Annotated in this window: 18 protein-coding genes; 14 read left to right on the top strand and 4 right to left on the bottom strand. The window is 66.9% G+C overall.

Features of this window, described 5'->3' with window-relative positions; translation table 11 throughout:
* Positions 1-101: 101 nt before the first annotated feature.
* The 10 genes from U5771_RS01725 to U5771_RS01680 all read left to right on the top strand — a co-directional run bounded on the left by U5771_RS01725 (position 102) and on the right by U5771_RS01680 (position 12,878).
* Positions 102-701, top strand: a complete 600-nt coding sequence (locus tag U5771_RS01725; RefSeq protein ID WP_006751498.1) for a TetR/AcrR family transcriptional regulator — start codon at positions 102-104, stop codon at positions 699-701.
* Positions 702-759: 58 nt separating this feature from the next.
* Positions 760-2,547: an acyl-CoA dehydrogenase C-terminal domain-containing protein gene (locus U5771_RS01720; RefSeq protein WP_322022345.1), complete on the top strand. Its 1,788-nt coding sequence runs from the start codon at positions 760-762 to the stop codon at positions 2,545-2,547.
* A 104-nt stretch (positions 2,548-2,651) separates the two neighbouring features.
* Positions 2,652-5,087: a 3-hydroxyacyl-CoA dehydrogenase/enoyl-CoA hydratase family protein gene (locus U5771_RS01715; protein WP_322022344.1), complete on the top strand. Its 2,436-nt coding sequence runs from the start codon at positions 2,652-2,654 to the stop codon at positions 5,085-5,087.
* Positions 5,088-5,109: 22 nt separating this feature from the next.
* The gene (locus U5771_RS01710) at positions 5,110-6,309 is read left to right on the top strand and encodes an acetyl-CoA C-acyltransferase (protein WP_322022343.1); all 1,200 of its coding nucleotides are present in this window, start codon (positions 5,110-5,112) and stop codon (positions 6,307-6,309) included.
* Between the two features lie 90 nt (positions 6,310-6,399).
* Positions 6,400-7,167, top strand: a complete 768-nt coding sequence (locus tag U5771_RS01705) for an enoyl-CoA hydratase (RefSeq protein WP_322022342.1) — start codon at positions 6,400-6,402, stop codon at positions 7,165-7,167.
* Positions 7,168-7,756: 589 nt separating this feature from the next.
* Positions 7,757-8,647, top strand: coding sequence for a ubiquinol oxidase subunit II (gene cyoA / locus U5771_RS01700; protein ID WP_322022341.1), 891 nt, complete (start codon positions 7,757-7,759; stop codon positions 8,645-8,647).
* A 3-nt stretch (positions 8,648-8,650) separates the two neighbouring features.
* Positions 8,651-10,663, top strand: coding sequence for a cytochrome o ubiquinol oxidase subunit I (cyoB, locus tag U5771_RS01695; RefSeq protein ID WP_322022340.1), 2,013 nt, complete (start codon positions 8,651-8,653; stop codon positions 10,661-10,663).
* Positions 10,663-11,274, top strand: coding sequence for a cytochrome o ubiquinol oxidase subunit III (gene cyoC, locus U5771_RS01690; protein ID WP_322022339.1), 612 nt, complete (start codon positions 10,663-10,665; stop codon positions 11,272-11,274). Before cyoB ends, cyoC begins: the two co-directional genes overlap by 1 nt.
* Entirely contained in the window at positions 11,275-11,607 is a 333-nt protein-coding gene (cyoD, locus tag U5771_RS01685) for a cytochrome o ubiquinol oxidase subunit IV (RefSeq protein WP_322022338.1), read from the top strand. It abuts the gene before it with no gap.
* Between the two features lie 32 nt (positions 11,608-11,639).
* Positions 11,640-12,878, top strand: a complete 1,239-nt coding sequence (locus tag U5771_RS01680; protein ID WP_415859376.1) for a fatty acid desaturase — start codon at positions 11,640-11,642, stop codon at positions 12,876-12,878.
* Here the strand turns inward: U5771_RS01680 and fdhD are convergent.
* On the bottom strand, positions 12,863-13,693 hold the full coding sequence (fdhD, locus tag U5771_RS01675) for a formate dehydrogenase accessory sulfurtransferase FdhD (RefSeq protein WP_322022336.1): 831 nt from the start codon (positions 13,691-13,693) through the stop codon (positions 12,863-12,865). The two genes, U5771_RS01680 and fdhD, sit on opposite strands and share 16 nt — an antisense overlap.
* A gap of 114 nt (positions 13,694-13,807) precedes the next feature.
* On the opposite strand from fdhD, the gene U5771_RS01670 reads away from it, so the two are divergent.
* Positions 13,808-14,290 (top strand): nitrate reductase associated protein, encoded by a 483-nt coding sequence (locus U5771_RS01670; RefSeq protein WP_124612619.1) that lies wholly within the window; start codon positions 13,808-13,810, stop codon positions 14,288-14,290.
* A 65-nt stretch (positions 14,291-14,355) separates the two neighbouring features.
* Here the strand turns inward: U5771_RS01670 and U5771_RS01665 are convergent, their stop codons facing one another.
* Entirely contained in the window at positions 14,356-14,751 is a 396-nt protein-coding gene (locus tag U5771_RS01665; protein ID WP_322022335.1) for an acyl-CoA thioesterase, read from the bottom strand.
* 176 nt (positions 14,752-14,927) lie between these two features.
* Between U5771_RS01665 and U5771_RS01660 the strand changes: the two genes are divergently transcribed.
* Entirely contained in the window at positions 14,928-16,799 is a 1,872-nt protein-coding gene (locus tag U5771_RS01660) for an ABC transporter ATP-binding protein/permease (protein WP_322022334.1), read from the top strand.
* 216 nt (positions 16,800-17,015) lie between these two features.
* Here U5771_RS01660 and murU read toward each other — a convergent pair whose 3' ends face one another.
* Entirely contained in the window at positions 17,016-17,738 is a 723-nt protein-coding gene (murU, locus tag U5771_RS01655) for an N-acetylmuramate alpha-1-phosphate uridylyltransferase MurU (RefSeq protein WP_322022333.1), read from the bottom strand.
* Between the two features lie 31 nt (positions 17,739-17,769).
* Complete coding sequence (locus tag U5771_RS01650; RefSeq protein WP_322022332.1) at positions 17,770-18,819, bottom strand: aminoglycoside phosphotransferase family protein; 1,050 nt, start codon at positions 18,817-18,819, stop codon at positions 17,770-17,772.
* 223 nt (positions 18,820-19,042) lie between these two features.
* Here U5771_RS01650 and U5771_RS01645 point away from each other — a divergent pair, with 223 nt between their 5' ends.
* Positions 19,043-21,403: an LPS-assembly protein LptD gene (locus U5771_RS01645; RefSeq protein WP_322022331.1), complete on the top strand. Its 2,361-nt coding sequence runs from the start codon at positions 19,043-19,045 to the stop codon at positions 21,401-21,403.
* Positions 21,404-21,454: 51 nt separating this feature from the next.
* Positions 21,455-22,813, top strand: coding sequence for a peptidylprolyl isomerase (locus U5771_RS01640; RefSeq protein ID WP_322022330.1), 1,359 nt, complete (start codon positions 21,455-21,457; stop codon positions 22,811-22,813).

The raw sequence follows: 22,813 nt of genomic DNA, 5'->3' as shown, positions 1-22,813 counted from the left end.
ACACCGGTTTCTAATAATTTCCTTGTTTCGCGAGCGGCCGCACTCAATAATAGTACGGCCGTTCGATTTTATTCGAACCCCCGAACGGTTAAGAAAAAGCTATGCGAAAAGGCGAACAGACGCGTGCCGCGATACTTGAAGCTGCTTTGGACCTCGCCAGCCGTGACGGGCTGGAGGGGCTGACGATCGGCCTCCTGGCCGAGCGCATGCAGATGAGCAAGAGCGGTGTGTTCGCGCACTTCGGATCGCGCGAGGACCTGCAGGTCGAGGTCGTCCGCGAGTATCACCATCGTTTCGAAAACGAGGTGTTCTTTCCGAGCCTGCGCGAGCCGCGAGGCTTGCCGCGCCTTCGGGCGATGCTGGCCCGCTGGACGGAGAAGCGCATCCAGGAGGTGACGACCGGATGCATCTACATCAGCGGTGCGGTCGAGTACGACGACCGGCCTGACAGCCCCGTGCGCGAGCAGTTGATCGCGAGCGTGACGGCCTGGCGTGCCGCGATGCTGCGTGCCATTTCGCAGGCGAAGGAAGAAGGCCATCTGCGTGCGGATACCGATCCGGACCTGATGCTCTTCGAACTGTACAGCTTCACGCTCGGCCTGCATCACGACGCACGATTCCTGCATTCGCCGGATGCCGTGCGCCTCACGTGGGCCGCGCTGGAAAAGACGATCGTTTCGTATCAGAGCGAGAGCCGTTAGCGGCGCGTGACCCGCCCGCCAGGAGCTCGAGCCGTTTTGCCCACCTTTGGAGAGAGTCATGGGACAGTACGCCGCGCCGCTGCGCGACATGCAATTCGTGTTGCACGAGCTTCTGAATGTCGAGGCCGAGGTCAAGCAAATGCCGCGGCACGCGGACCTCGACGCCGACACGATCAACCAGGTCCTCGAGGAGGCGGGCAAGTTCTGCTCCGAGGTGCTGTTCCCGCTGAACCAGGTCGGCGACCGCGAAGGCTGCACGTATGAAGGCGACGGCGTCGTGAAGACCCCGACCGGCTTCAAGGAAGCGTATCGGCAATACGTCGAGGCCGGCTGGCCGGCGCTCGGCTGCGATCCGGACTACGGCGGCCAGGGCCTGCCCGCGTTCGTGAACAACGCGCTCTACGAAATGCTGAACTCGGCGAACCAGGCCTGGACGATGTATCCGGGTCTGTCGCACGGCGCCTACGAATGCCTGCACGCGCACGGCGCGCCGGAACTGCAGCAGCAATACCTGCCGAAGCTCGTGTCGGGCGAATGGACGGGCACGATGTGCCTGACCGAGCCGCACTGCGGCACCGACCTCGGCATCCTGCGCACCAAGGCCGAACCGAACGGCGACGGCTCGTACTCGATCAGCGGCACGAAGATCTTCATCTCGAGCGGCGAGCACGACATGTCGAAGAACATCATCCACCTCGTGCTCGCGCGCCTGCCGGACGCGCCGCAGGGCACGAAGGGGATCTCGCTGTTCATCGTGCCGAAGTTCGTTCCGGACGCCGCGGGCGAGCCGGGCGAGCGCAACGGCATCAAGTGCGGCTCGATCGAACACAAGATGGGCATCCACGGCAACTCGACGTGCGTGATGAACCTCGACAACGCGAAGGGCTGGATGGTCGGCGAGCCGAACAAGGGCCTCAACGCGATGTTCGTGATGATGAACGCCGCGCGTCTGGGTGTCGGCATGCAGGGCCTGGGCCTCACGGAAGTCGCGTACCAGAATTCACTGACGTACGCGAAGGAACGCCTGCAGATGCGCTCGCTGACGGGCCCGAAGGCACCGGACAAGCCGGCCGATCCGATCATCGTGCACCCGGACGTGCGCCGCATGCTGCTCACGCAGAAGGCCTACGCGGAAGGCGCGCGCGCCTTCACGTACTGGTCCGCGCTGCAGATCGACAAGGAGCTGTCGCACGGTGACGAAGCGGTACGCAAGGAAGCGGCCGATCTCGTCGCGCTGCTCACGCCGATCATCAAGGCGTTCCTGACCGACAACGCGTTCGAGTCGACCAACCACGCGATGCAGATCTACGGCGGCCACGGCTTCATCTCCGAGTGGGGCATGGAGCAGTACGTGCGCGACGCGCGGATCAACATGATCTACGAAGGCACGAACTCGATCCAGTCGCTCGACCTGCTGGGCCGCAAGGTGCTCGGCGACATGGGCGCGAAGCTGAAGAAGTTCGGCAAGCTCGTCACCGAATTCGCGGAAGCCGAAGGCGTGAAGCCGGAGATGGCCGAGTTCATCAACCCGCTCGCGGACATCGGCGACAAGGTGCAGAAGCTGACGATGGAAATCGGCATGAAGGCGATGCAGAACCCGGACGAAGTCGGCGCCGCCGCCGTGCCGTACCTGCGCACCGTCGGCCACCTGGTGTTCTCGTACTTCTGGGCGCGCATGGCGCGTCTCGCTCTCGACAAGGAAGCGTCGGGCGACCCGTTCTACAAGTCGAAGCTCGCGACGGCCCGCTTCTACTTCGCGCGCCTGCTGCCCGAGACGGCGTCGACGATCCGCGCCGCGCGCGCCGGTTCGAAGACGATGATGGAAGTCGACGAATCGCTGTTCTGACGCGAGTCCGGGCGGTGCGCCGCCCGGATGCAACGGTTCCTGGTACTCACTTCGCCGTGCAGCCCTCACAACCCGCGCTGCACGACACTATCCGGAGACATCCCGTGAGCAATTTCCTGATTCGCAAGGTCGCCGTGCTGGGCGCCGGCGTGATGGGCGCGCAGATCGCCGCGCACCTCGTCAACGCGCGCGTGCCGGTGCTGCTGTTCGACCTGCCGGCCAAGGAAGGCCCGAAAAACGCGATCGCGCTGAAGGCGATCGAGAACCTGAAGAAGCTGTCGCCCGCGCCGTTCGGCGTGAAGGACGACGCGAAATACCTCGAGGCCGCGAACTACGAGGACGACATCGCGAAGCTCGCCGGGTGCGACGTCGTGATCGAGGCGATCGCCGAGCGGATGGACTGGAAGCACGACCTGTACAAGAAGGTCGCGCCGCACATCGCACCGAACGCGATCTTCGCGACCAACACGTCGGGCCTGTCGATCACGAAGCTGTCCGAAGGTTTCTCGGACGAGCTGAAGGCGCGCTTCTGCGGCGTGCACTTCTTCAACCCGCCGCGCTACATGCACCTCGTCGAGCTGATCCCGACCGCGCACACGCGTCCGGAGATCCTCGACCAGCTCGAGACCTTCCTGACGAGCATCGTCGGCAAGGGCGTCGTGCGCGCGAAGGACACGCCGAACTTCATCGCGAACCGCGTCGGGATCTTCTCGATTCTCGCGGTGATCACCGAGGCCGCGAAGTTCGGCCTGCGCTTCGACGAAGTCGACGACCTGACGGGCAGCCGCCTCGGCCGCGCGAAGTCGGCGACGTTCCGCACCGCGGACGTGGTCGGCCTCGACACGATGGCGCACGTGATCAAGACGATGCAGGACAACCTCGCCGACGATCCGTTCTTCCCGGTCTACCAGACGCCTGCCGTGCTCGCCGAACTGGTGAAGCAGGGCGCGCTCGGCCAGAAGACGGGCGGCGGTTTCTACAAGAAGGAAGGCAAGGCGATCAAGGTGCTCGACGCGAAGACGGGCACCTATGTGGATTCGGGCGCGAAGGCGGACGAAACCGTCGGCCGCATCCTGAAGCGCCCGCCGGCGGAACGCCTGAAGCTGCTGCGCGAGACGGACCATCCGCATGCGCAGTTCCTGTGGTCGATCTTCCGCGACGTGTTCCACTACATCGGCGTGCATCTCGAGTCGATCGCCGACAACGCGCGCGACGTCGATCTCGCGATCCGCTGGGGCTTCGGCTGGAACGAAGGCCCGTTCGAAGGCTGGCAGGCCGCTGGCTGGAAGCAGGTCGCCGAGTGGGTGCAGGAAGACATCGCGGCCGGCAAGGCGCTCGCGAACGTGCCGCTGCCGTCGTGGGTGCTCGAAGGCCCGGTCGCGGAGAAGGGCGGCGTGCACACGGCCGAAGGCTCGTGGGCACCGGCCGCGCAGCGCTTCGTGCCGCGTTCCGATCTGGCCGTCTACGGCAAGCAGGTGTTCCGCGCGCCGCTCGTCGGCGAAGCCGGCGCCGATCCGAAGACGTACGGCAAGACGCTGTTCGAAACCGACGCGGTACGTGCATGGGTCGATGATCGCGCAGGCGAGGACGACGTCGTGATCGTGTCGTTCAAGTCGAAGATGAACACGATCGGACCGAGCGTGATCGACGGCCTCGTGCAGGCGATCGAACTCGCGGAGAAGGATTACAAGGGCGTGGTGATCTGGCAGCCGACGTCGCTGAAGCTCGGCACGCCGGGCGGCCCGTTCTCGGCCGGCGCGAACCTCGAAGAGGCGATGCCCGCGTTCATGATGGGCGGCGCAAAGGGCATCGAGCCGTTCGTGAAGAAGTTCCAGGAAGGCATGCTGCGCGTGAAGTACGCGAACGTGCCGGTGGTGGCGGCCGTATCGGGCATCGCGCTCGGCGGCGGGTGCGAGCTGATGCTGCACAGCGCGAAGCGCGTCGTGCACGTCGAGAGCTACATCGGTCTCGTCGAAGTGGGCGTCGGCCTCGTGCCGGCCGGCGGCGGCCTGAAGGAAGCGGCGCTGCGCGCGGCGGAGGCGGCCACGGCCGCGAACGCGACCACCGACATCCTGAAGTTCGTCACGAAGTCGTTCGAGAACGCGGCGATGGCGAAGGTGTCGTCCTCGGCGCACGATGCGCGCGCGATGGGCTACCTGAAGCCGTCCGACACGATCATCTTCAACGTGTTCGAACTGCTCGACACCGCGAAGAAGGAAGCGCGTGCGCTGGCGGCGGTCGGCTACCGCGCACCGCTGCGCGCGAAGGACGTGCCGGTGGCAGGCCGCTCGGCGATCGCGACGATCAAGGCATCGCTCGTCAACATGCGTGACGGCCGCTTCATCAGCGACCACGACTACCTGATCGCGAGCCGCATCGCCGAAGCCGTGTGCGGCGGCGACGTCGAAGCCGGCAGCCTCGTCGACGAGCAGTGGCTGCTCGCGCTCGAGCGCCGCGCGTTCGTCGAGCTGCTCGGCACGCAGAAGACGCAGGAACGGATCATGGGCATGTTGCAGACCGGCAAGCCGGTGCGTAACTGAGCGAGCGGATAAGGAGCTTCAAATGAGCAAACAACTGCAAGACGCATACATCGTCGCCGCCAGCCGCACCCCGATCGGCAAGGCCCCGCGCGGTGTCTTCAAGAACACGCGCCCGGACGAGCTGCTGGTTCACGCGATCAAGTCGGCGGTCGCGCAGGTGCCGGGCTTCGATACGAAGCTGATCGAGGACGCGATCATCGGCTGCGCGATTCCGGAAGCCGAGCAAGGCCTGAACGTCGCGCGGATGGGCGCGCTGCTCGCGGGCCTGCCGCAGACGGTCGGCGGCGTGACGGTCAACCGCTTCTGCGCGTCGGGCATCACGGCGCTGGCGATGGCGGCGGACCGCATCCGCGTCGGCGAATCGGACGCGATCTTCGCGGGCGGCTGCGAATCGATGAGCATGGTGCCGATGATGGGCAACAAGCCGTCGATGTCGCCGCACATCTTCGATCGCAGCGAAGACTTCGGCATTGCATACGGGATGGGCCTGACGGCCGAGCGCGTCGCCGAGCAGTGGAAGGTGAGCCGCGAGGACCAGGACGCGTTCTCGGTCGAATCGCACCGCAAGGCGCTCGCCGCACAGCAGGCCGGCGAATTCGGCGACGAAATCGCCGCGTACACGATCACCGAGCGTTTCCCGAACCTCGCGACCAGCGAAGTCGACGTGAAGACGCGCGAGATCGCGCTCGACGAAGGTCCGCGCGCGGATACGACGCTCGAAGGCCTCGCGAAGCTGCGCACGGTGTTCGCGAACAAGGGCTCGGTCACGGCCGGCAACAGCTCGCAGACGTCGGACGGTGCGGGTGCGCTGCTGGTCGTGTCGGAGAAGGTGCTCAAGGCATTCAACCTGACGCCGCTCGCGCGCTTCGTGAGCTTCGCGGTGCGCGGCGTGCCGCCGGAAATCATGGGCATCGGTCCGAAGGAAGCGATTCCGGCCGCGCTGAAGGCCGCGGGCCTGAAGCAGGACGATCTCGACTGGATCGAGCTGAACGAGGCATTCGCCGCGCAGTCGCTGGCGGTGATCCGCGATCTCGGCCTCGACCCGTCGAAGGTCAACCCGGTCGGCGGCGCGATCGCGCTCGGCCACCCGCTCGGCGCGACCGGCGCGATCCGCGCGGCGACCGTCGTGCACGGCCTGCGCCGCCGCAACCTGAAGTACGGGATGGTCACGATGTGCGTCGGCACCGGCATGGGTGCGGCGGGCATCATCGAACGCCTGTAAGCGGAGCGGGACAGTAGCGATCACGGTGCGCGAGCCACGAGCTTGCGCACCGTTTTTCATTCCGGAAGAGGAAAGTCAAAGGAGACGGTTGTGGCCGAAATTCAAGTGGAACGCGCCGACGGCGTGATGACGATCACGATCGCACGCCCGGCGAAGAAGAACGCGCTGACGGCGGCGATGTACCAGACGATGGCCGATGCGCTCGCCGACGCGCAGGAAGACAAGGCGATCCGCGTGATCCTGCTGCGCGGCGGCGACGGCAACTTCAGCGCGGGGAACGATCTCGAGGATTTCCTGAAGACGCCGCCGAAGGACGAGAACGCGTCGGTGTTCCAGTTCCTCGCGCGGATCAGCCAGGCGACCAAGCCGATCGTGGCCGCGGTGCCGGGCATCGCGATCGGCGTCGGCGTGACGATGCTGCTGCACTGCGATCTCGTCTACGCGGCCGACACCGCGACGTTCTCGCTGCCGTTCGCGCAGCTCGGGCTGTGCCCGGAAGCCGCGTCGAGCGCGCTGCTGCCGCGTCTGGCCGGCCATCAGGTCGCCGCTGAAAAGCTGCTGCTCGGCGAAGCGTTCGACGCGCTGGAAGCGCATCGCATCGGCATCGTCAATCGCGTGCTGCCGGCCGCCGAGCTCGACGCATTCGCGGCGAAGCAGGCCGCGAAGCTCGCGGCGCTGCCGGCGTCGTCGCTGCGCGTGACGAAGGCGCTGCTGAAGGACACGGGCGGGGTGGCCGTTGCCGCGCGGATGAGCGAGGAAGCCGGCCACTTTTCGGCGATGCTGCGCGCGCCGGAAGCGCGCGAGGCGATGACGGCGTTCTTCGAGAAGCGCAAGCCGGATTTCCGTCAGTTCGACTGACACGGGGCGCAAGCGCTTCGCCGCGCCGGACGCCTTGGCCGTCCGGCGCGGTAACGCGCGCACCCGCGAGCCGCCGGCCGCGCGGCTTTCGTTCGCTTTTCACGATCGATGCGTCAATCGACGCGTCGGCTCGATCCTGAATCGCCATGCATTCGCGTGGCGTTCCGCGTCCCTCCGCATCCGCCGCCGTTCCGTTGTCGAGACTGCTGCGCAATTCGCGCCGGCACCCCTCATGTCGCGGGGCGGCGCCGTCACACTTCCCGTTCCGTTATTGCCGCCCGCTATCCGTGGTGCTTGAGCGAAAGCCCGGTGCCTGTCTTGTCGCAGGTCATCGTCATCGCCGGTGCCAGCCTCAGCCTCAGCCTCAGCCTCAGCCTCAGCCTCAGCCTCAGCCTCAGCCTCAGCCTCAGCCTCCCGACCCACCCCGCGCAGGGCGGTTCCGGCTCCCCTCGGCAAACCTTGTTCCCGGTCAAGTTGCACTGCGGCAATTTTCCGTACAGTTCGCGCACAGGTCGCCGCGGCCGGATGCGTCGCGCGATGGCGGCGCGCGGCCAGCGCTTCTTCTCAACGACAATCAGGCGAACGAACAATGATCGGACGAATCACCGGCGGGGCGCGTACGGCGCCCGTCATCGGGCTGCTGGCTGGACTCGCTGGATGCAGCGACCTTCACGTGCTCGATCCGAAGGGCGCGGTGGGCGTCGCGGAAAAATCGCTGATTGCGACGGCGACGTGGGCGATGCTGATCGTCGTCGTGCCGGTGATCCTGCTCACGCTGTGGTTCGCGTGGCGCTACCGCGCATCGAACCGCCATGCCGCCTATGCGCCGAACTGGTCGCACTCGACCGCGATCGAGGTCGTGATCTGGACGGTGCCGACGCTGATCATCCTGTTTCTCGGCGTGCTCACGTGGCGGACGACGCACGAGCTCGACCCGTACAAACCGATCGAATCGTCGGTCAAGCCGATCGATGTCGAGGTCGTCGCGCTCGACTGGAAGTGGCTGTTCATCTATCCGGAGCTCGGCATCGCGTCGGTGAACCAGCTTGCGATTCCGGTCGGCACGCCGGTGAATTTCCGCATCACCTCCGACTCGGTGATGAACTCGTTCTTCATCCCGCAGCTCGGCAGCCAGGTCTATGCGATGGCCGGCATGCAGACGCGCCTGCATCTGATCGCCGACGAGGCGGGCAACTACGCGGGCGTGTCCGCCAACTACAGCGGCCGCGGCTTTTCCGACATGAAGTTCCGCACGCTCGCCGAGCCGCGCGAGCAGTTCGACGCGTGGGTGCGGAAGGTGAAGGCGTCGTCCGACCGGCTCGACATGACCGCGTACGGCACCGTCGCGCAGCCGAGCGAGAAGGCGCCCGTGCGCTATTTCTCGTCGGTCGACCCGAAGCTGTTCCACAACATCATCGCGAAATACAACAACGGCCACGTCCTCGACCCGAAGGACGCCGCCTGCACGACGAAGGGGTAACGCATGTTCGGCAAACTGACACTTTCGGCGATCCCGTTCGATCAGCCCATCATCATGGGGGCGAGCGCCTTCATGGGGCTCGTCGTGCTGGGCATCGTCGCCGCGCTGACGGTCACCGGCAGGTGGCAATGGCTGTGGCGCGAATGGCTGACGTCCGTCGATCACAAGAAGATCGGCGTGATGTACCTGGTGGTCGCGGTGCTGATGCTGCTGCGCGGCTTCGCGGACGCCGTGATGATGCGCCTGCAGCTCGCGCTCGCGTACAACGGCCCCGGCTACCTGCCGCCGCATCACTACGACCAGGTCTTCACCGCGCACGGCGTGATCATGATCTTCTTCATGGCGATGGCGCTGCTGGTCGCGTTCTTCAACCTGATCGTGCCGCTGCAGATCGGCGCGCGCGACGTCGCGTTCCCGTTCCTGAACTCGCTGAGCTTCTGGATGACGGCGGTCGCCGCGATCCTGATGAACATTTCGCTCGTGATCGGCGAATTCGCGCAGACGGGCTGGCTCGCGTATCCGCCGCTGTCCGAGCTCCAGTTCAGCCCGGGCGTCGGGGTCGACTACTACCTGTGGGCGCTGCAGATCTCGGGCGTCGGCACGCTGATCACGTCGATCAACTTCTTCGTGACGATCATCAAGATGCGTGCGCCGGGCATGACGCTGATGAAGATGCCGGTGTTCACGTGGACGGCGCTGTGCTCGAACGTGCTGATCATGGCGACGTTCCCGATCCTGACGGTCGCGCTCGCGCTGCTCGGTCTCGATCGCTACCTCGACATGCATTTCTTCACCAACGAAGCCGGCGGCAACGCGATGCTGTACCTGAACCTGATCTGGGCATGGGGGCATCCGGAGGTCTACATCCTCGTGCTGCCCGCGTTCGGCATCTATTCGGAAGTCATCGCGACGTTCGCGAAGAAGCCGCTGTTCGGCTACAAGACGATGGTGTACGCATCGTGCGTGATCATGGTGCTCGCGTTCCTCGTGTGGCTGCATCACTTCTTCACGATGGGCTCGGGCGCCGACGTCAACGCGTTCTTCGGGATCATGACGATGGTCATCGCGATCCCGACCGGCGTGAAGATCTTCAACTGGCTGTTTACGATGTATCGCGGCCGCATCGAGTTCACGGCGCCGGTGTTGTGGACGATCGGTTTCATGGTCACGTTCACGCTCGGCGGGATGACCGGCGTGATGATGGCGATTCCGGGCGCCGACTTCGTGCTGCACAACAGCCTGTTCCTGATCGCGCACTTCCACAACGCGATCATCGGCGGCGTCGTGTTCGGCTACTTCGCCGGCGTCCATTACTGGTTCCCGAAGGTGTTCGGCTTCCGGCTCGACGAGAAGTTCGGCAAGCGCGCGTTCTGGTGCTGGTTCCTCGGCTTCTACGCGTCGTTCGTGCCGCTGTACGTGCTCGGCTTCATGGGCATGACGCGCCGCCTGAACCACTACGACAACCCGGCATGGCATCCGTGGCTGGTCGCCGCCGCATTCGGCGTCGTGCTGATCGCGATCGGCGTGCTGTGCCAGGTCGCGTCGGTGTGGGTCGGCTGGCGCAATCGCAACCAGCCGCAGTATCGCGACGCGACGGGCGATCCGTGGAACGGCCGCACGCTCGAATGGGCGACCTCGTCGCCGCCCGCGGTCTACAACTTCGCGGTGCTCCCGAACGTGCACGCACTCGACGAGCTGGCCTATCGCAAGGCGAGGGGCCTCGGGCTCGGCCTCGGCAAGAACGTCCGGTACGAGGACATCCACATGCCGTCGAACACGAGCGCGGGCTTCTTCGTCGGCATCTTCAGCCTGCTGCTCGGCTTCGCGCTCGTCTGGCACATCTGGTGGCTCGCGATTGCCGCGCTCGTGGGCATCGTCGCGACGGTGGTGCTGTACAGCGCACAGGACAACGACGGCTATTACATTCCGGCGGATACCGTCCGCAAGATCGAGGAACAGCGCGCGGGCGTGCGGATCGGCACGTCTGCGCCGGAAGTCGAACTGGAGGCGAACTGATGTCGTATCAATCTCTCGCGGGTGCCGCCCGCCATCCGGCCGCGCCCCACCATCCGCCGTCGCATTCGGTGTTCGGCTTCTGGCTGTACCTGATGACCGACTGCGTGATCTTCGCGTCGCTGTTCGCGACGTTCGCGGTGCTCGGCAACCAGTTCGCGGGCGGGCCGACCGCGAAGGACCTGTTCGACATTCCGGGCGTCGCGCTCGAGACGGCGGCGCTGCTGCTGTCGAGCATCACGTACGGTTTCGCGATGCTCGGCGCACAGCGGCGCCGGCGCGGCACGGTGTTCGTGTGGCTCGCGGTGACGTTCGTGCTGGGCGCCGCGTTTCTCGCGATGGAGCTGCGCGAGTTCTCGCACCTGATCGCTCAGGGCGCGGGCCCGCAGCGCAGCGCATTCCTGTCGGCGTTCTTCGCGCTCGTCGGCACGCACGGGCTGCACGTGGCGGTCGGCCTCTTGTGGATGGTCGTGCTGGTCGTGCAGATCGCCCGCGGCCCCGGCATGACGGAGCGCGACTTCCGGCGCCTCACCTGCCTGAGCCTCTTCTGGCACTTCCTCGACATCGTCTGGATCTGCGTGTTCTCCTTCGTCTATCTCGCGAGCGTGATCTAAATGGCCCATTCGGAACTCATCCGTCACGATGAAGCGCACGGCACGGCCGGCGGCTACCTCGTCGGTTTCGTGCTGTCGGTGCTGCTGACGGCCGCGTCGTTCGGCCTCGTGATGGGCGGCGTGCTCGCGCCGAAGGCGGCGATCATCGCGCTCGCGGCGCTCGCATTCGTGCAGATCGTCGTGCATCTCGTCTGCTTCCTGCACATGAACACGTCGTCCAGCCAGCGCTGGAACGTGATGGCGTTCAGCTATACGGTGCTGACCGCGCTGATCCTGATCGTCGGGACCCTGTGGGTGATGCACAACGTCAGCATGAACATGATGTCGCGATAACCGGCCCGGGTCGCGGTTCGGCCCGGCCCGCCGTGCCGTGCGTGCCGCACGGCTCCTTTTCTTTCGGGCGTGCGAATCGCATGCCTTTCTGCATCATGGTCAACAACGATTCCCAGACACCGGTTCGCGCCGACGAGCCGATCCCGCATCGCAAGGTCATTCGCGGATGGCTCGTGCCGTTCGCCACGCGCGAGCTCGTGCGTCCGATCCTGCTGCTCGTGCTCGACTACCTGTTGCTGTTCGCGGCGTTCGCCGGCGCGCTGCTGATTCCGTCGATCGTCGGCAAGATTGCCTGCGGGATGGCCGCCGGGTTCATCACCGGGCGACTGTTCATCATCGGGCACGATGCGTGCCATCAGAGCCTGACGCCCGACCGCCGGCTGAACCGCTGGCTCGGCCGCATCGCGTTCCTGCCGTCGCTGACGCCGTACAGCCTGTGGGAAGTCGGGCACAACGTCGTGCATCACGGCTATACGAACCTGAAGGGCTTCGATTTCGTGTGGGCGCCGCATACGCCGGCGGAATTCGCCGCGCTGTCGCCGGCGCGGCGGTGGCTGGATCGCCTCTACCGGAGCGGATGGGCGCCGGGCCTCTACTATCTCGTCGAGATCTGGTGGCTTCGGATGTATTTCCCGACCCGGGCCTATATCGGTGCGTCGCGGCCGGTGTTCCGGCGCGACTGCCTGCTGGTGACGGGCTTCGCGGCCGGCTGGATCGCCGCCGTCGTCGGGGTGGCGATCGAGACGCAGCAACCCGTCGCGCTGCTGCTCGCGACCGGCGTGCTCGTGCCGTTCTTGTTCTGGTGCTCGATGATCGGCTTCGTCGTGTATGTCCACCATACCGACCCGCGCATCGCATGGCACGCGAACCGCGCCGAATGGTCGGATGCCGCGCCGTTCGTGTCGACCACGCTGCACCTGACGTTTCCGTTCGGTATCGGCGGCCTGCTGCACCACATCATGGAGCACACGGCGCATCACGTCGACATGAGCGTGCCGCTGTACCGGCTCAAGCCTGCGCAAGCCAAGCTGGAGGACATGCTGCCCGGGCGGATCGTCGTGCAGCGCTTCAGCTGGCGCTGGTACTTCGACACGGCCCGCCGCTGCAAGCTCTATGACACCGACCGCAAGTTCTGGACGAACTACCGCGGCAACCGGACGAGCGAGGCGGCGCCTGAAGTAAGCGCGCCGGCCGTCGCGGGCGAGCGGCAGGGCGCGGTTCCCGAACCCGCGGGCAAGGCGCCCGCCGCGACTGCTCACACGGTGTCGTAATCGACGTGGCCGGTTTCGCGGCAAAAGCTGACCAGCCGCAGGCCGGCCGCCTTCGCGATCCCGATCGCGAGCGACGACGGCGCGGAGATCGTCGCGACCATCGGTATGCCGACCCGCGCGGACTTGCGCACGAGCTCGTAGCTCGCGCGGCTCGACAGGAACACGAAGCCGTCGGTCGCGTCGGCGCGCGACAGCACGAGTGCGCCGATCAGCTTGTCGAGCGCGTTGTGGCGGCCGACATCCTCGAACGCCATCCGGATCGCGCCTGTTGCGTCGCACCACGCGGCCGCATGCAGGCCGCCGGTGAGCCGCGTGAGCGCCTGGTGCGCCGGCAGCGCGTGCGCCGCGCGCGCGAGCGCGTCGGGTGCGAGACGCGCGAGAAAGCCGGTGTCGGGCACCCGTTCGGGCGCGAGGTCGAGCAGGTCGATGCTCTCGATCCCGCACACGCCGCAGCCGGTGCGCCCTGCGAGCGCGCGGCGGCGGTCCTTCAGCGCGGCGAACGCCTGCTGGACGACTTCCAGACGCACCTCCGCGTGCGGCAGGGGCGCATCGGCGTGCAGGATCACCTCGATGTCCTTGATGTCGCTGCCGCGCTCGACGATCCCTTCCGAGATCGCGAAGCCGACCGCGAACGCCTCGAGGTCGCGCGGCGTGCACATCATCACCGCGTGCGAGATGCCGTTGAAGACCAGCGCGACCGGCCATTCCTGGCCGACGTAGTCGTGCGCGGTTTCGACGGCGCCCCCGCGCGTGCGGCGCACGGACAGCTCGATCGCGCCGCGCGGTTCTTCTGTTTCAGTCGGATTCACGAGCACTCCCGTTGATTCGAGGCAGGGGCGGCGACGATCGGGTCCGCCGCTCGCGCGCAGAGGTTCTAAAATACCTCAGGCAGGCCGGCCGCGCCGGCATCCGCCATTCAGGTAACGACCATGGGACTCAGCGACGCTCCGCTGCTATTCAATTTCGAACACGATTCGTCGGAAAACCTGACGTACATCCCGATGATCGTGCGTTTCAATCTCGACCGTTTCGGTCTGCGGATTTCGCTGGAGCAGTGGCAGCTGCTGCCGCTCGAGGACCGCAAGCTGCTCGCGCGCTTTCCGGCCGACGACGACACCGCGATCGAGCCCAATTTCGATCACGCGCTGTTCGAAATGCTGCGCACGCATGCCGACCTCGAACCGTCATGGTTTCAGCCGGACGAGCAGCCGAGCTGGCGCGCGACCGACACGGTGCCGGACGCGCTCGTGCAGCAAAGCGCGCTGGCCGGCTTGCCGGCACCCGCGCTCGCGCAGTGGCAGCGGCTCGCGCCGTTCCAGCGCTACGTGCTGATGAAGCTGTCGCGCAAGCCGAAGCTCAATCACGACTTCCTGCCCGCGATGCGGGAGTTCGGGCTGACGGCCACGCACTGACGGCCGCGCGTTGACGACCATGCATTGACGGGCCGCATGCGGCGCCGCGGTGCGGCGCGTGCGGATCAGAGCGGCGGCAGTTGCCGCGGCTTGCGGTCCGCGCCGGTCGCGACATAGGTGAGCGTCGCTTCGGTGACCTTCACGATTTCGCCCATCAGGCGCATGCGCTGCGCATACACCTCGACGTCGACCGTCACCGACGTGTTGCCGGTGCGCGTGATGGTGGCGTAGAAGCTCAGCAGATCGCCGACGAACACCGGCTGCTTGAACACGAACGAATTGACCGCGACCGTTGCAACGCGGCCGTTCGCGCGCTGGCTCGCGGGGATCGAGCCGGCGATGTCGACCTGCGACATGATCCAGCCGCCGAACACGTCGCCGTGGACGTTCGCGTCGTGCGGTTGCGGGACGACGCGCAGCGCGGGCTGCATTTGCGGAAGTTCGAGGGTCGAATCGGTCATGGCGGGGGGCTTTCATCCTGTAATAAATGCGCCGCCGCGCGCAGGCCGGCCGGCGAGGCCGCCGGCAGCGGCGCGTAGCGGCTTCTGCGACAATATGACGTTCGCAAATTGTACGAGAAAGCGGGCGAGTCGGCCGCCGCAGCACGCGTCCGGCACCGCCGCCGATCCTTCCCCCCATGCGCCGATATTCCGCTTCCGGCGAGCCCGCGCCGGCTCAGACCGGGCCCCGCAACGACTGGCAGACCATCCGGTCGCTGCTGCCGTACCTGGCCACCTACAGATGGCGCGTCGCGCTCGCGCTCGGCTGCCTGATCGGCGCGAAGGTCGCGAACCTCGGCGTGCCGGTCGTGATGAAGCGCATCGTCGATCATTTGTCCGCCGTGCAGCAGCTCACCGCGCTCGGCCGCGCGGAGCAGTCGGCCGGCATCGTGCTCGCGGGCGGCGTCGGCCTGCTGGTCATCGCCTATGCGCTCGTGCGGCTGTCGACGTCGCTCTTCACCGAGTTGCGCGAGATCCTGTTCTCGAAGGTCACCGAGAGCGCGGTGCGCCAGCTCGCGCTGCAGGTGTTCCGGCATCTGCACGGGCTGTCGCTGCGCTTCCATCTCGAACGCCAGACGGGCGGCATGTCGCGCGACATCGAGCGCGGCACGCGCGGCATCCAGCAGCTGATTTCCTATTCGCTGTACAGCATCCTGCCGACGCTCGTCGAGGTCGGGCTCGTGCTCGGCTTCTTCGTGGTCAAGTACGAGGCGTACTACGCGTACGTGACGTTCGCGGCGCTGGTCACGTACATCGTGTTCACCGTGAAGGTCACCAACTGGCGCACGCACTTTCGCCGCACGATGAACGAGCTCGATTCGCGCGCGAATTCGCGCGCGATCGATTCGCTGATCAACTACGAGACGGTGAAGTACTTCGGCAACGAGGAGTGGGAGGCGCAGCGCTACGACGAGAACCTGAAGCGCTACCGCAAGGCCGCGATCCGTTCGCAGAACTCGCTGTCGGTGCTGAACTTCGGCCAGCAGGCGATCATCGGCACCGGGCTCGTGTTCATCCTGTGGCGCGCGACGCAGGGCGTGCTGGCCGGCAAGCTGACGCTCGGCGATCTCGTGCTGATCAACACGTTCATGCTGCAGCTGTACATCCCGCTGAATTTTCTCGGCGTCGTGTATCGCGAGCTGAAGCAGAGCCTCACCGACATGGACCGGATGTTCGGGCTGCTGTCGGCCGCGAAGGAAGTCGCGGACGCGCCCGACGCGCGGCCGCTCGCGGTGGCCGGCGCGCAGGTTCGTTTCGAGCACGTGAACTTCTCGTACGAAGCGTCGCGGCAGATCCTGCACGACGTGACGTTTACGATCGACGCGGGCACGACGACCGCGGTGGTCGGTCACAGCGGCTCCGGCAAGTCGACGCTGTCGCGGCTGCTGTTCCGCTTCTACGATCTCGACCGGCAGGCGGGCGGCGCGATCCGGATCGACGGCCAGGACATTCGCGACGTCACGCAGGACTCGCTGCGCGCGTCGATCGGGATCGTGCCGCAGGACACCGTGCTGTTCAACGACTCGATCTACTACAACATCGCGTACGGCCGGCCGACCGCGAGCCGCGACGAAGTGATCGCGGCCGCGCGCGCCGCGCACATCCACGATTTCATCGAGACCTTGCCGAAGGGCTATGACACGCCGGTCGGCGAGCGCGGGCTGAAGCTGTCGGGCGGCGAGAAGCAGCGCGTCGCGATCGCGCGCACGCTGCTGAAGGATCCGCCGGTGCTGCTGTTCGACGAGGCGACGTCGGCGCTCGATTCGCGCTCGGAGCGCGCGATCCAGCACGAGCTCGACCAGATCGCGCGGCACCGCACGACGCTCGTGATCGCGCACCGGCTGTCGACGGTCGTGCATGCGCAGCAGATCCTCGTGATGGACCACGGGCGGATCGTCGAGCGCGGCACGCACGACGAGCTCGTGCGCGCGGACGGGCTGTATGCGCAGATGTGGGCGCTGCAACAGCAGCGCGCGGCGGCGGGCGGGGAAGCGGCCGAGGCCGCGTGAGCGTGGGGGCCGCGCGGGGCGGCGCGCGCCGGGAGCGGGCGGTTTGCCGGCCGTGCGGGACCGGGCGGCATTGCGCCGTCACGGCCGGGTGACCGGGCGGAGCGTCCGCGGCATTCGATGGCGGGTCGGCCTGCCGCCGATCGACCGGGCCGTCATCGGCCTTTCAGGTCATGGGCCGCCGCGCCGGGTGGCCCGGCGCGGTCGGCCGCGAAACGATCAGCCCGCGGCGGCGCGCAGCCGCGCGTCGAGCTCGCCGAGCTGCGCCGGCGTGCCGACGTTCTCCCAGATACCTTCATACAATTCGCCGCTCGCGCGGCCGGCCTCGATGGTCGCCTTGAAGTAGGGCGACAGCGGCCGGTGCGTGCCGGGCACGATATCGCGGAACATCCGCGTGTCGTACACGCCGATGCTGCCGAAGGTGACGCGCGGGGCGCCGGCGAGCGCCAGCCGGCCGTCGTCGCGGAGCACGAAATCGCCGTCCGGATGGAACGGCGGGTTCGGCACCATCACCAGATGCATCGCGGGCGCGTCGAGTGCGGCCATCCGCGCGGCACGCGGGGCGAGCGTCCGGTAGTCGAAGGCGCAGTACACGTCGCCCGCGACCGCCGCGAACACCGTCGGCCGGCCGTCGCGCTCGAGCAGCGGCAGCGCCTGCGCGATGCCGCCGGCGGTTTCCAGCGCGTCGCCTTCGGCCGAATACGCGAGCCGCACGCCCCAGCGCGAGCCGTCGCCGAGCACCGCCTCGAGCTGGTCGCCGAGCCATGCATGGTTGATCACGATCGTTTCGACGCCCGCGCGGGCGAGCGCCTCGATTTGCCAGACGATCAGCGGCTTGCCGCCGACTTCGAGCAGCGGTTTCGGGCGGTTGTCGGTCAGCGGGCGCATCCGTTCGCCGCGGCCGGCGGCGAAGATCATCGCCGTGGTCAGGGGTGTGCTCATGTTCGGCTGAAGGTGAGGGCGGTCAGAACGGTCAGAACGTATAGCCGACGTCGGCCGCGCCCTTGCCCTCGAGCTCGTCGAGCAGCTTCGCGAACGGCACGAGCGGGCGGTAGCGCAGCGCGACCTTGCGTGCGTAGGTCAGGAAGCGCGGCAGGTCGTTCAGGTAGTGCGGCTTGCCGTCGCGGTAGTTGATGCGTGCGAACAGGCCGAGGATCTTGATGTGGCGCTGCAGCCCCATCCATTCGAGCTGGCGGTAGAACTCGCCGAAGTCCGGATCGACCGGCAGGCCGGCCTTCTTCGCCTTTTCCCAGTAGTACGCGAAGCAGTCGAGCTCGAACTCCTCGTCCCAGCTGATGAACGCGTCGCGCAGCAGCGACACGACGTCGTACGTCAGCGGCCCGTACACGGCGTCCTGGAAATCGAGCACGCCCGGGTTCGGTTCGCAGACCATCAGGTTGCGCGGCATGAAATCGCGCAGCATGAAGCCCTGCGGCTGCGCATGGGCGCTCGCGACCAGCAGCGCGAAGGTGCGGTCGAGCGTGCCGCGCATCGCGTCGGTGACAGGCTTGCCGAGGTGCCGGCCGACGAACCATTCGGGCAGCAGCTCCATCTCGCGGCGCAGGAACGCCTCGTCGAACGGCGGCAGCACGTCCGGCTTCGAGCTCAGCTGGAAGCGGATCAGCGCGTCGAGCGCGTCGTGCATCAGCGGGCGCGCGGCGACCGGGTCGGCCGGATCGAGCACCGAGATGTACGACGTGCGGCCGAGATCGGTCACGAGCATGAAGCCCGCGTCGAAATCGTGGGCCAGCACGTCCGGCACGTGGTCGCCGGCCGCGGCGAGCAACTGCGCGACCTGGACGAATTCGCGGCACTTCTCGGGCGGCGGCGCGTCGACCGCGACCAGCGAGCCGCCGGGGCTCGTGGCCGACGCGACACGGAAATAGCGGCGGAAACTGGCGTCCGACGATGCGGGCGCGAGGGTCGACAGGTCGAGGGCGAAACGCTCGGCGAGCGGGCGCAGCCATGCGGTCAGGGCGTCGAGGCGGGCGTCGGGCTGGGATGCGGCGGATGGGGGCGTCATGAAACTCGGCGGAGGGGGGAACGTCTTGCCATATAATACCCCACGACTTTTTTGACGCGCCCCGCGTCAGCTTCCGCCGTGCAGGCCCGCCGCCTGTCGCGCCGTCCGCCCGATCGCCTCCCCGGTTTGCGCTCAGCCGCAGTCGCGGTGCGACGGTGCGGCCCGGCGCGCGCGAATGTGCCGTGCCGGAGCGGTTGACAAGGGGCGATTCGCCAAACGATAGATGCCGCCCAAACCGCTATTCCCGAATGTCTTCCCCGGTGACGGGGCGCCGCGCAAACGGCGGCTCGCGCTCGCGCTCCTGGCCGTGCCCGGCCTCGTGCCGGCCGTGTCGTACGCGCAGCTGTCGGGCGCGGCCGCGCAGCCGCAGCCGCTCGACTCGCCGTGGGATCTGCGTCTCGCCCCGCAGCTCGAGGATCATCCGCTGAAGGACGGCGCGAAGCCGGCCACCTTCGTGATTGCCGACCACACGAGCGGCACGGCCGACCAGGACCTCGCCGCGAAGGGCTCGGCCGAGCTGCGCCGCGGCGACGCGGTCGTGAAGGCCGATGCGATCCACTACGATCAGGATACCGACATGGCCGATGCGTACGGCCAGGTCAAGGTGGTCAACGGCGGCACGTCGTTCGCGGGCCCCGAGGCGCATCTGAAGGTCGAGGCGAACCAGGGCTTCATGACGGCGCCGAAGTACCACTTCAACGTGACGGGCGGGTCCGGCAGCGCGGAGCGCGCCGACCTGCTCGACAGCGAGCGCTCGGTGTTCGTCAACGGTACCTACACGGCGTGCCAGTGCTCGACGAACCCCGCGTGGTACATCAAGGGCAGCCGCTTCGACTTCGATACGGGTGCCGACGAAGGCACCGCGCGCAACGGTGTGCTGTTCTTCCAGGGCGTGCCGATCTTCGCGAGCCCGTGGATGACGTTCCCGCTGTCGGGCGAGCGGCGCAGCGGCCTGCTGCCGCCGACGTTCTCGATGAACTCGAACAACGGGTTCGAGCTGACGCTGCCGTACTACTTCAACATCGCGCCGAACCGCGACCTGACGATCACGCCGCGCATCATCTCGCGGCGCGGCGTGCAGACCGAAGCGACGTTCCGCTATCTGTCGCCGTCGTATTCGGGCACGTTTACGGCCAATTACCTGCCGGATGACCGGCTCGCGCACCGCGACCGCTACGCGATCTACTGGCAGCACCAGCAGAACTTCGGCGGCGGTTTCGGCGGCTACGTCTACTTCAACAAGGTCTCGGACAACACGTATCCCGAAGACCTTGGGTCGATGAACCAGTTCATCAACGGGACGCAGACGCTGTACCAGCAGGAAGCCGGGCTCACGTACAACAACGGCCCGTGGTCGGTGCTCGCGCGCTACCAGCACTGGCAGACGCTGCCGCCGTCGATCGCGCCGTACAGCCGCGAGCCGCAGTTGAACGTGAAGTACACGAAGTACAACGTGGGCGGTTTCGACTTCGGCGCGGAAGCCGACTATTCGCGGTTCCGCATCACGACCGCCGACGCGACCGAAGGCGACCGGATCGTCTTCAACCCGTACATCGCGTACGGCGTGTACGGCCCCGGCTACTTCGTCGTGCCGAAGGTCCAGTACCACTTCGCGTCGTACGACCTGAACTATCTCTCGTCGAGCACGCCGAACAGCCCGAAGCGCTTCACCGAGTCGATCCCGACCGTGAGCTTCGACACGGGCCTGATCTTCGACCGCTCGGTGCGCCTGTTCGGCCAGGACTTCATCCAGACCCTCGAGCCGCGCCTGTACTACGTGTACACGCCGTATCGCGACCAGTCGAACGCACCGCTGTTCGACACCGCGGAATCGGACTTCGGCCTCGCGGAGATCTACCAGCCGAACACGTTCGTCGGCAACGACCGGATCGCCGATGCGAACCGGATCACGGCCGGCCTGACGTCGCGTTTCATCGATCCGCGCACCGGCGACGAACGCGCGCGCTTCGTGGTCGCGCAGCAGTACTATTTCGCCGACCAGCGCGTCACGCTGAATTCCGGCCAGAGCGCCGTGCTGGCGCGCCACTCGGACCTGATCGTCGGCGCCGCGCTGAAACTCGGCTCCGGCTTCATGTCGGAGACGGCGTTCCAGTACAACCAGAACAACAACCAGCTCGTGAAGTCGAGCGTCGGTTTCGGTTTCAGCCCGGGCGAGCGCCGCGTGATCAACGTCGGCTACCGCTATACGCGTGCGAACACGACGCTCGACAACCAGCCGATCAACCAGTTCCTGGTGTCCGCGCAATGGCCGCTCACGCGCCGCCTGTATGCGATCGGCCGCTTCAACTACGACCTGGCCGCCGACCGGGTCGTCGACGGTCTGCTCGGCTTACAATACGACGCGGATTGCTGGGCGCTCGGCGTCGGTGTCCAGCGGTTCGCGAACGGTGTGAACTCGTCGGGGCAGCAGAACTCGTCGACGCGATTCATGATGCAGCTGACGTTGAAGGGGCTGTCGAGCGTCGACAACGGTCTGGTGGCCGCATTCCGCGCCGGGGTGCCGGGCTATACGGCGCTGCCGTCGGCACCGCCGCCGATGTCCCGCTTCAGCAACTACGAGTAACGCCGGCTTGTCTGCACCGGTCAGCACGATTTCAATGGAGTATCAGTGGCAATGAAGAAAACCCTTCGTTTCGCGGCAGTCGTGTCCAGCCTCGCCGCGTCCGCCGCGCTGCTCGCCGCCGCGCCGGCCGCGGCGCAGGCGCTTGGTTCGCAAGGCGCGCAGCTCGCCGACGAAGTCGTCGCGGTCGTCAACAACGACGTGATCACGGGCCGCGAACTCGACCAGCGCGTCGGCCTGATCTCGCGCCGGCTGCAGCAGCAGAACGCACCCGTGCCGCCGGCCGACCAGCTGCGCGCGCAGGTGCTGAACCAGATGGTGCTCGAACGCATCCAGGTGCAGAAGGCGAAGGACGACGGGATCCGCGTCGACGACGCGACCGTGCAGTCCACGCTGCAGCGCCTCGCGCAGGCGAACGGGATGACGCTCGAACAGTATCGCGCGCGCCTCGAGGCGCAAGGCGTGCCCTGGAGCGTGTTCACGAGCGACGCACGCACCGAGCTGATGCTGTCGAAGCTGCGCGAGCGCGAGGTCGACGGCAAGATCACCGTGTCGGACGCCGAGGTCGCGAACTACATCGCGAGCCAGCGCGGGCCGAGCGCATCGCAGCAGCAGGACCTGCGCTTCCAGCACATCTTCATCAAGGCGCCGACCAACGCGCCGCAGGCCGACATCGAAGTCGCGCAGAAGAAGGCTGAAGCGCTGCTGCAGCAGGCCACGTCGGGCGCCGATTTCGAGAAGCTCGCGAAGAACAATTCGGAAGCGAACGACGCGAAGAAGGGCGGCGACCTCGGCTTCAAGGCGCCGGGCGCGCTGCCGGCCGACGTCGTCGACGCCGCATCGAAGCTGCGCCCGGGCCAGGTCAACCCGACGCTGATCCGCGTGCCGGACGGCTTCGAGATCGTGCGTCTCGTCGACCGCCGCCAGAGCCAGGGCGCGACCGCCGCGGCACCGAAGATCGTCCAGACGCACGTGCGCCACATCCTGTTGCGCGTCGGCGAAGGCAAGTCGGAAGGCCAGGCGCGCCAGCAGCTGCAGGATATTCGCAAGCAGGTCGAGGCCGGCGCCGATTTCGCCAAGTTCGCGCGCACCTACTCGCAGGACGGCTCGGCGTCGCAAGGCGGCGATCTGGGCTGGATCAGCCCGGGCGAGACCGTGCCGGAATTCGAGCGCGCGATGAACAATCTGCAGGCCGGCCAGATCAGCCAGCCTATTCGTACCGAGTACGGCTACCACCTGATCCAGGTGATCGAGCGCCGCGAGGCGGAGGGCTCGGTGCAGCAGCAGATGGATATCGCGCGCCAGGCGATCGGCCAGCGCAAGGCCGAGCAGGCGTACGCCGACTGGCTGCGCGAACTGCGCGATTCGTCGTACGTGCAGTACAAGATCGGCGGCGTCGGCCCGGCGAACTGA

Source organism: Burkholderia sp. BCC1977 (genome assembly GCF_905339595.1).
Taxonomy (GTDB): Bacteria; Pseudomonadota; Gammaproteobacteria; order Burkholderiales; family Burkholderiaceae; genus Burkholderia.
Note: the sequence above shows the minus strand (reverse complement) of the source record. Positions and strands in the feature narration are given on the sequence as shown.

What these genes read in the sequence shown, in the direction of transcription:
- U5771_RS01725 (WP_006751498.1), top strand. Translation starts at nt 102, where the DNA reads ATGCGAAAAGGCGAACAGACGCGTGCCGCGATACTTGAAGCTGCTTTG.
- U5771_RS01720 (WP_322022345.1), top strand. Translation starts at nt 760, where the DNA reads ATGGGACAGTACGCCGCGCCGCTGCGCGACATGCAATTCGTGTTGCAC.
- U5771_RS01710 (WP_322022343.1), top strand. Translation starts at nt 5,110, where the DNA reads ATGAGCAAACAACTGCAAGACGCATACATCGTCGCCGCCAGCCGCACC.
- cyoA (WP_322022341.1), top strand. Translation starts at nt 7,757, where the DNA reads ATGATCGGACGAATCACCGGCGGGGCGCGTACGGCGCCCGTCATCGGG.
- cyoB (WP_322022340.1), top strand. Translation starts at nt 8,651, where the DNA reads ATGTTCGGCAAACTGACACTTTCGGCGATCCCGTTCGATCAGCCCATC.
- cyoC (WP_322022339.1), top strand. Translation starts at nt 10,663, where the DNA reads ATGTCGTATCAATCTCTCGCGGGTGCCGCCCGCCATCCGGCCGCGCCC.
- cyoD (WP_322022338.1), top strand. Translation starts at nt 11,275, where the DNA reads ATGGCCCATTCGGAACTCATCCGTCACGATGAAGCGCACGGCACGGCC.
- U5771_RS01670 (WP_124612619.1), top strand. Translation starts at nt 13,808, where the DNA reads ATGGGACTCAGCGACGCTCCGCTGCTATTCAATTTCGAACACGATTCG.
- U5771_RS01665 (WP_322022335.1), bottom strand. Translation starts at nt 14,751, where the DNA reads ATGACCGATTCGACCCTCGAACTTCCGCAAATGCAGCCCGCGCTGCGC.
- U5771_RS01660 (WP_322022334.1), top strand. Translation starts at nt 14,928, where the DNA reads ATGCGCCGATATTCCGCTTCCGGCGAGCCCGCGCCGGCTCAGACCGGG.
- murU (WP_322022333.1), bottom strand. Translation starts at nt 17,738, where the DNA reads ATGAGCACACCCCTGACCACGGCGATGATCTTCGCCGCCGGCCGCGGC.
- U5771_RS01650 (WP_322022332.1), bottom strand. Translation starts at nt 18,819, where the DNA reads ATGACGCCCCCATCCGCCGCATCCCAGCCCGACGCCCGCCTCGACGCC.
- U5771_RS01645 (WP_322022331.1), top strand. Translation starts at nt 19,043, where the DNA reads ATGCCGCCCAAACCGCTATTCCCGAATGTCTTCCCCGGTGACGGGGCG.
- U5771_RS01640 (WP_322022330.1), top strand. Translation starts at nt 21,455, where the DNA reads ATGAAGAAAACCCTTCGTTTCGCGGCAGTCGTGTCCAGCCTCGCCGCG.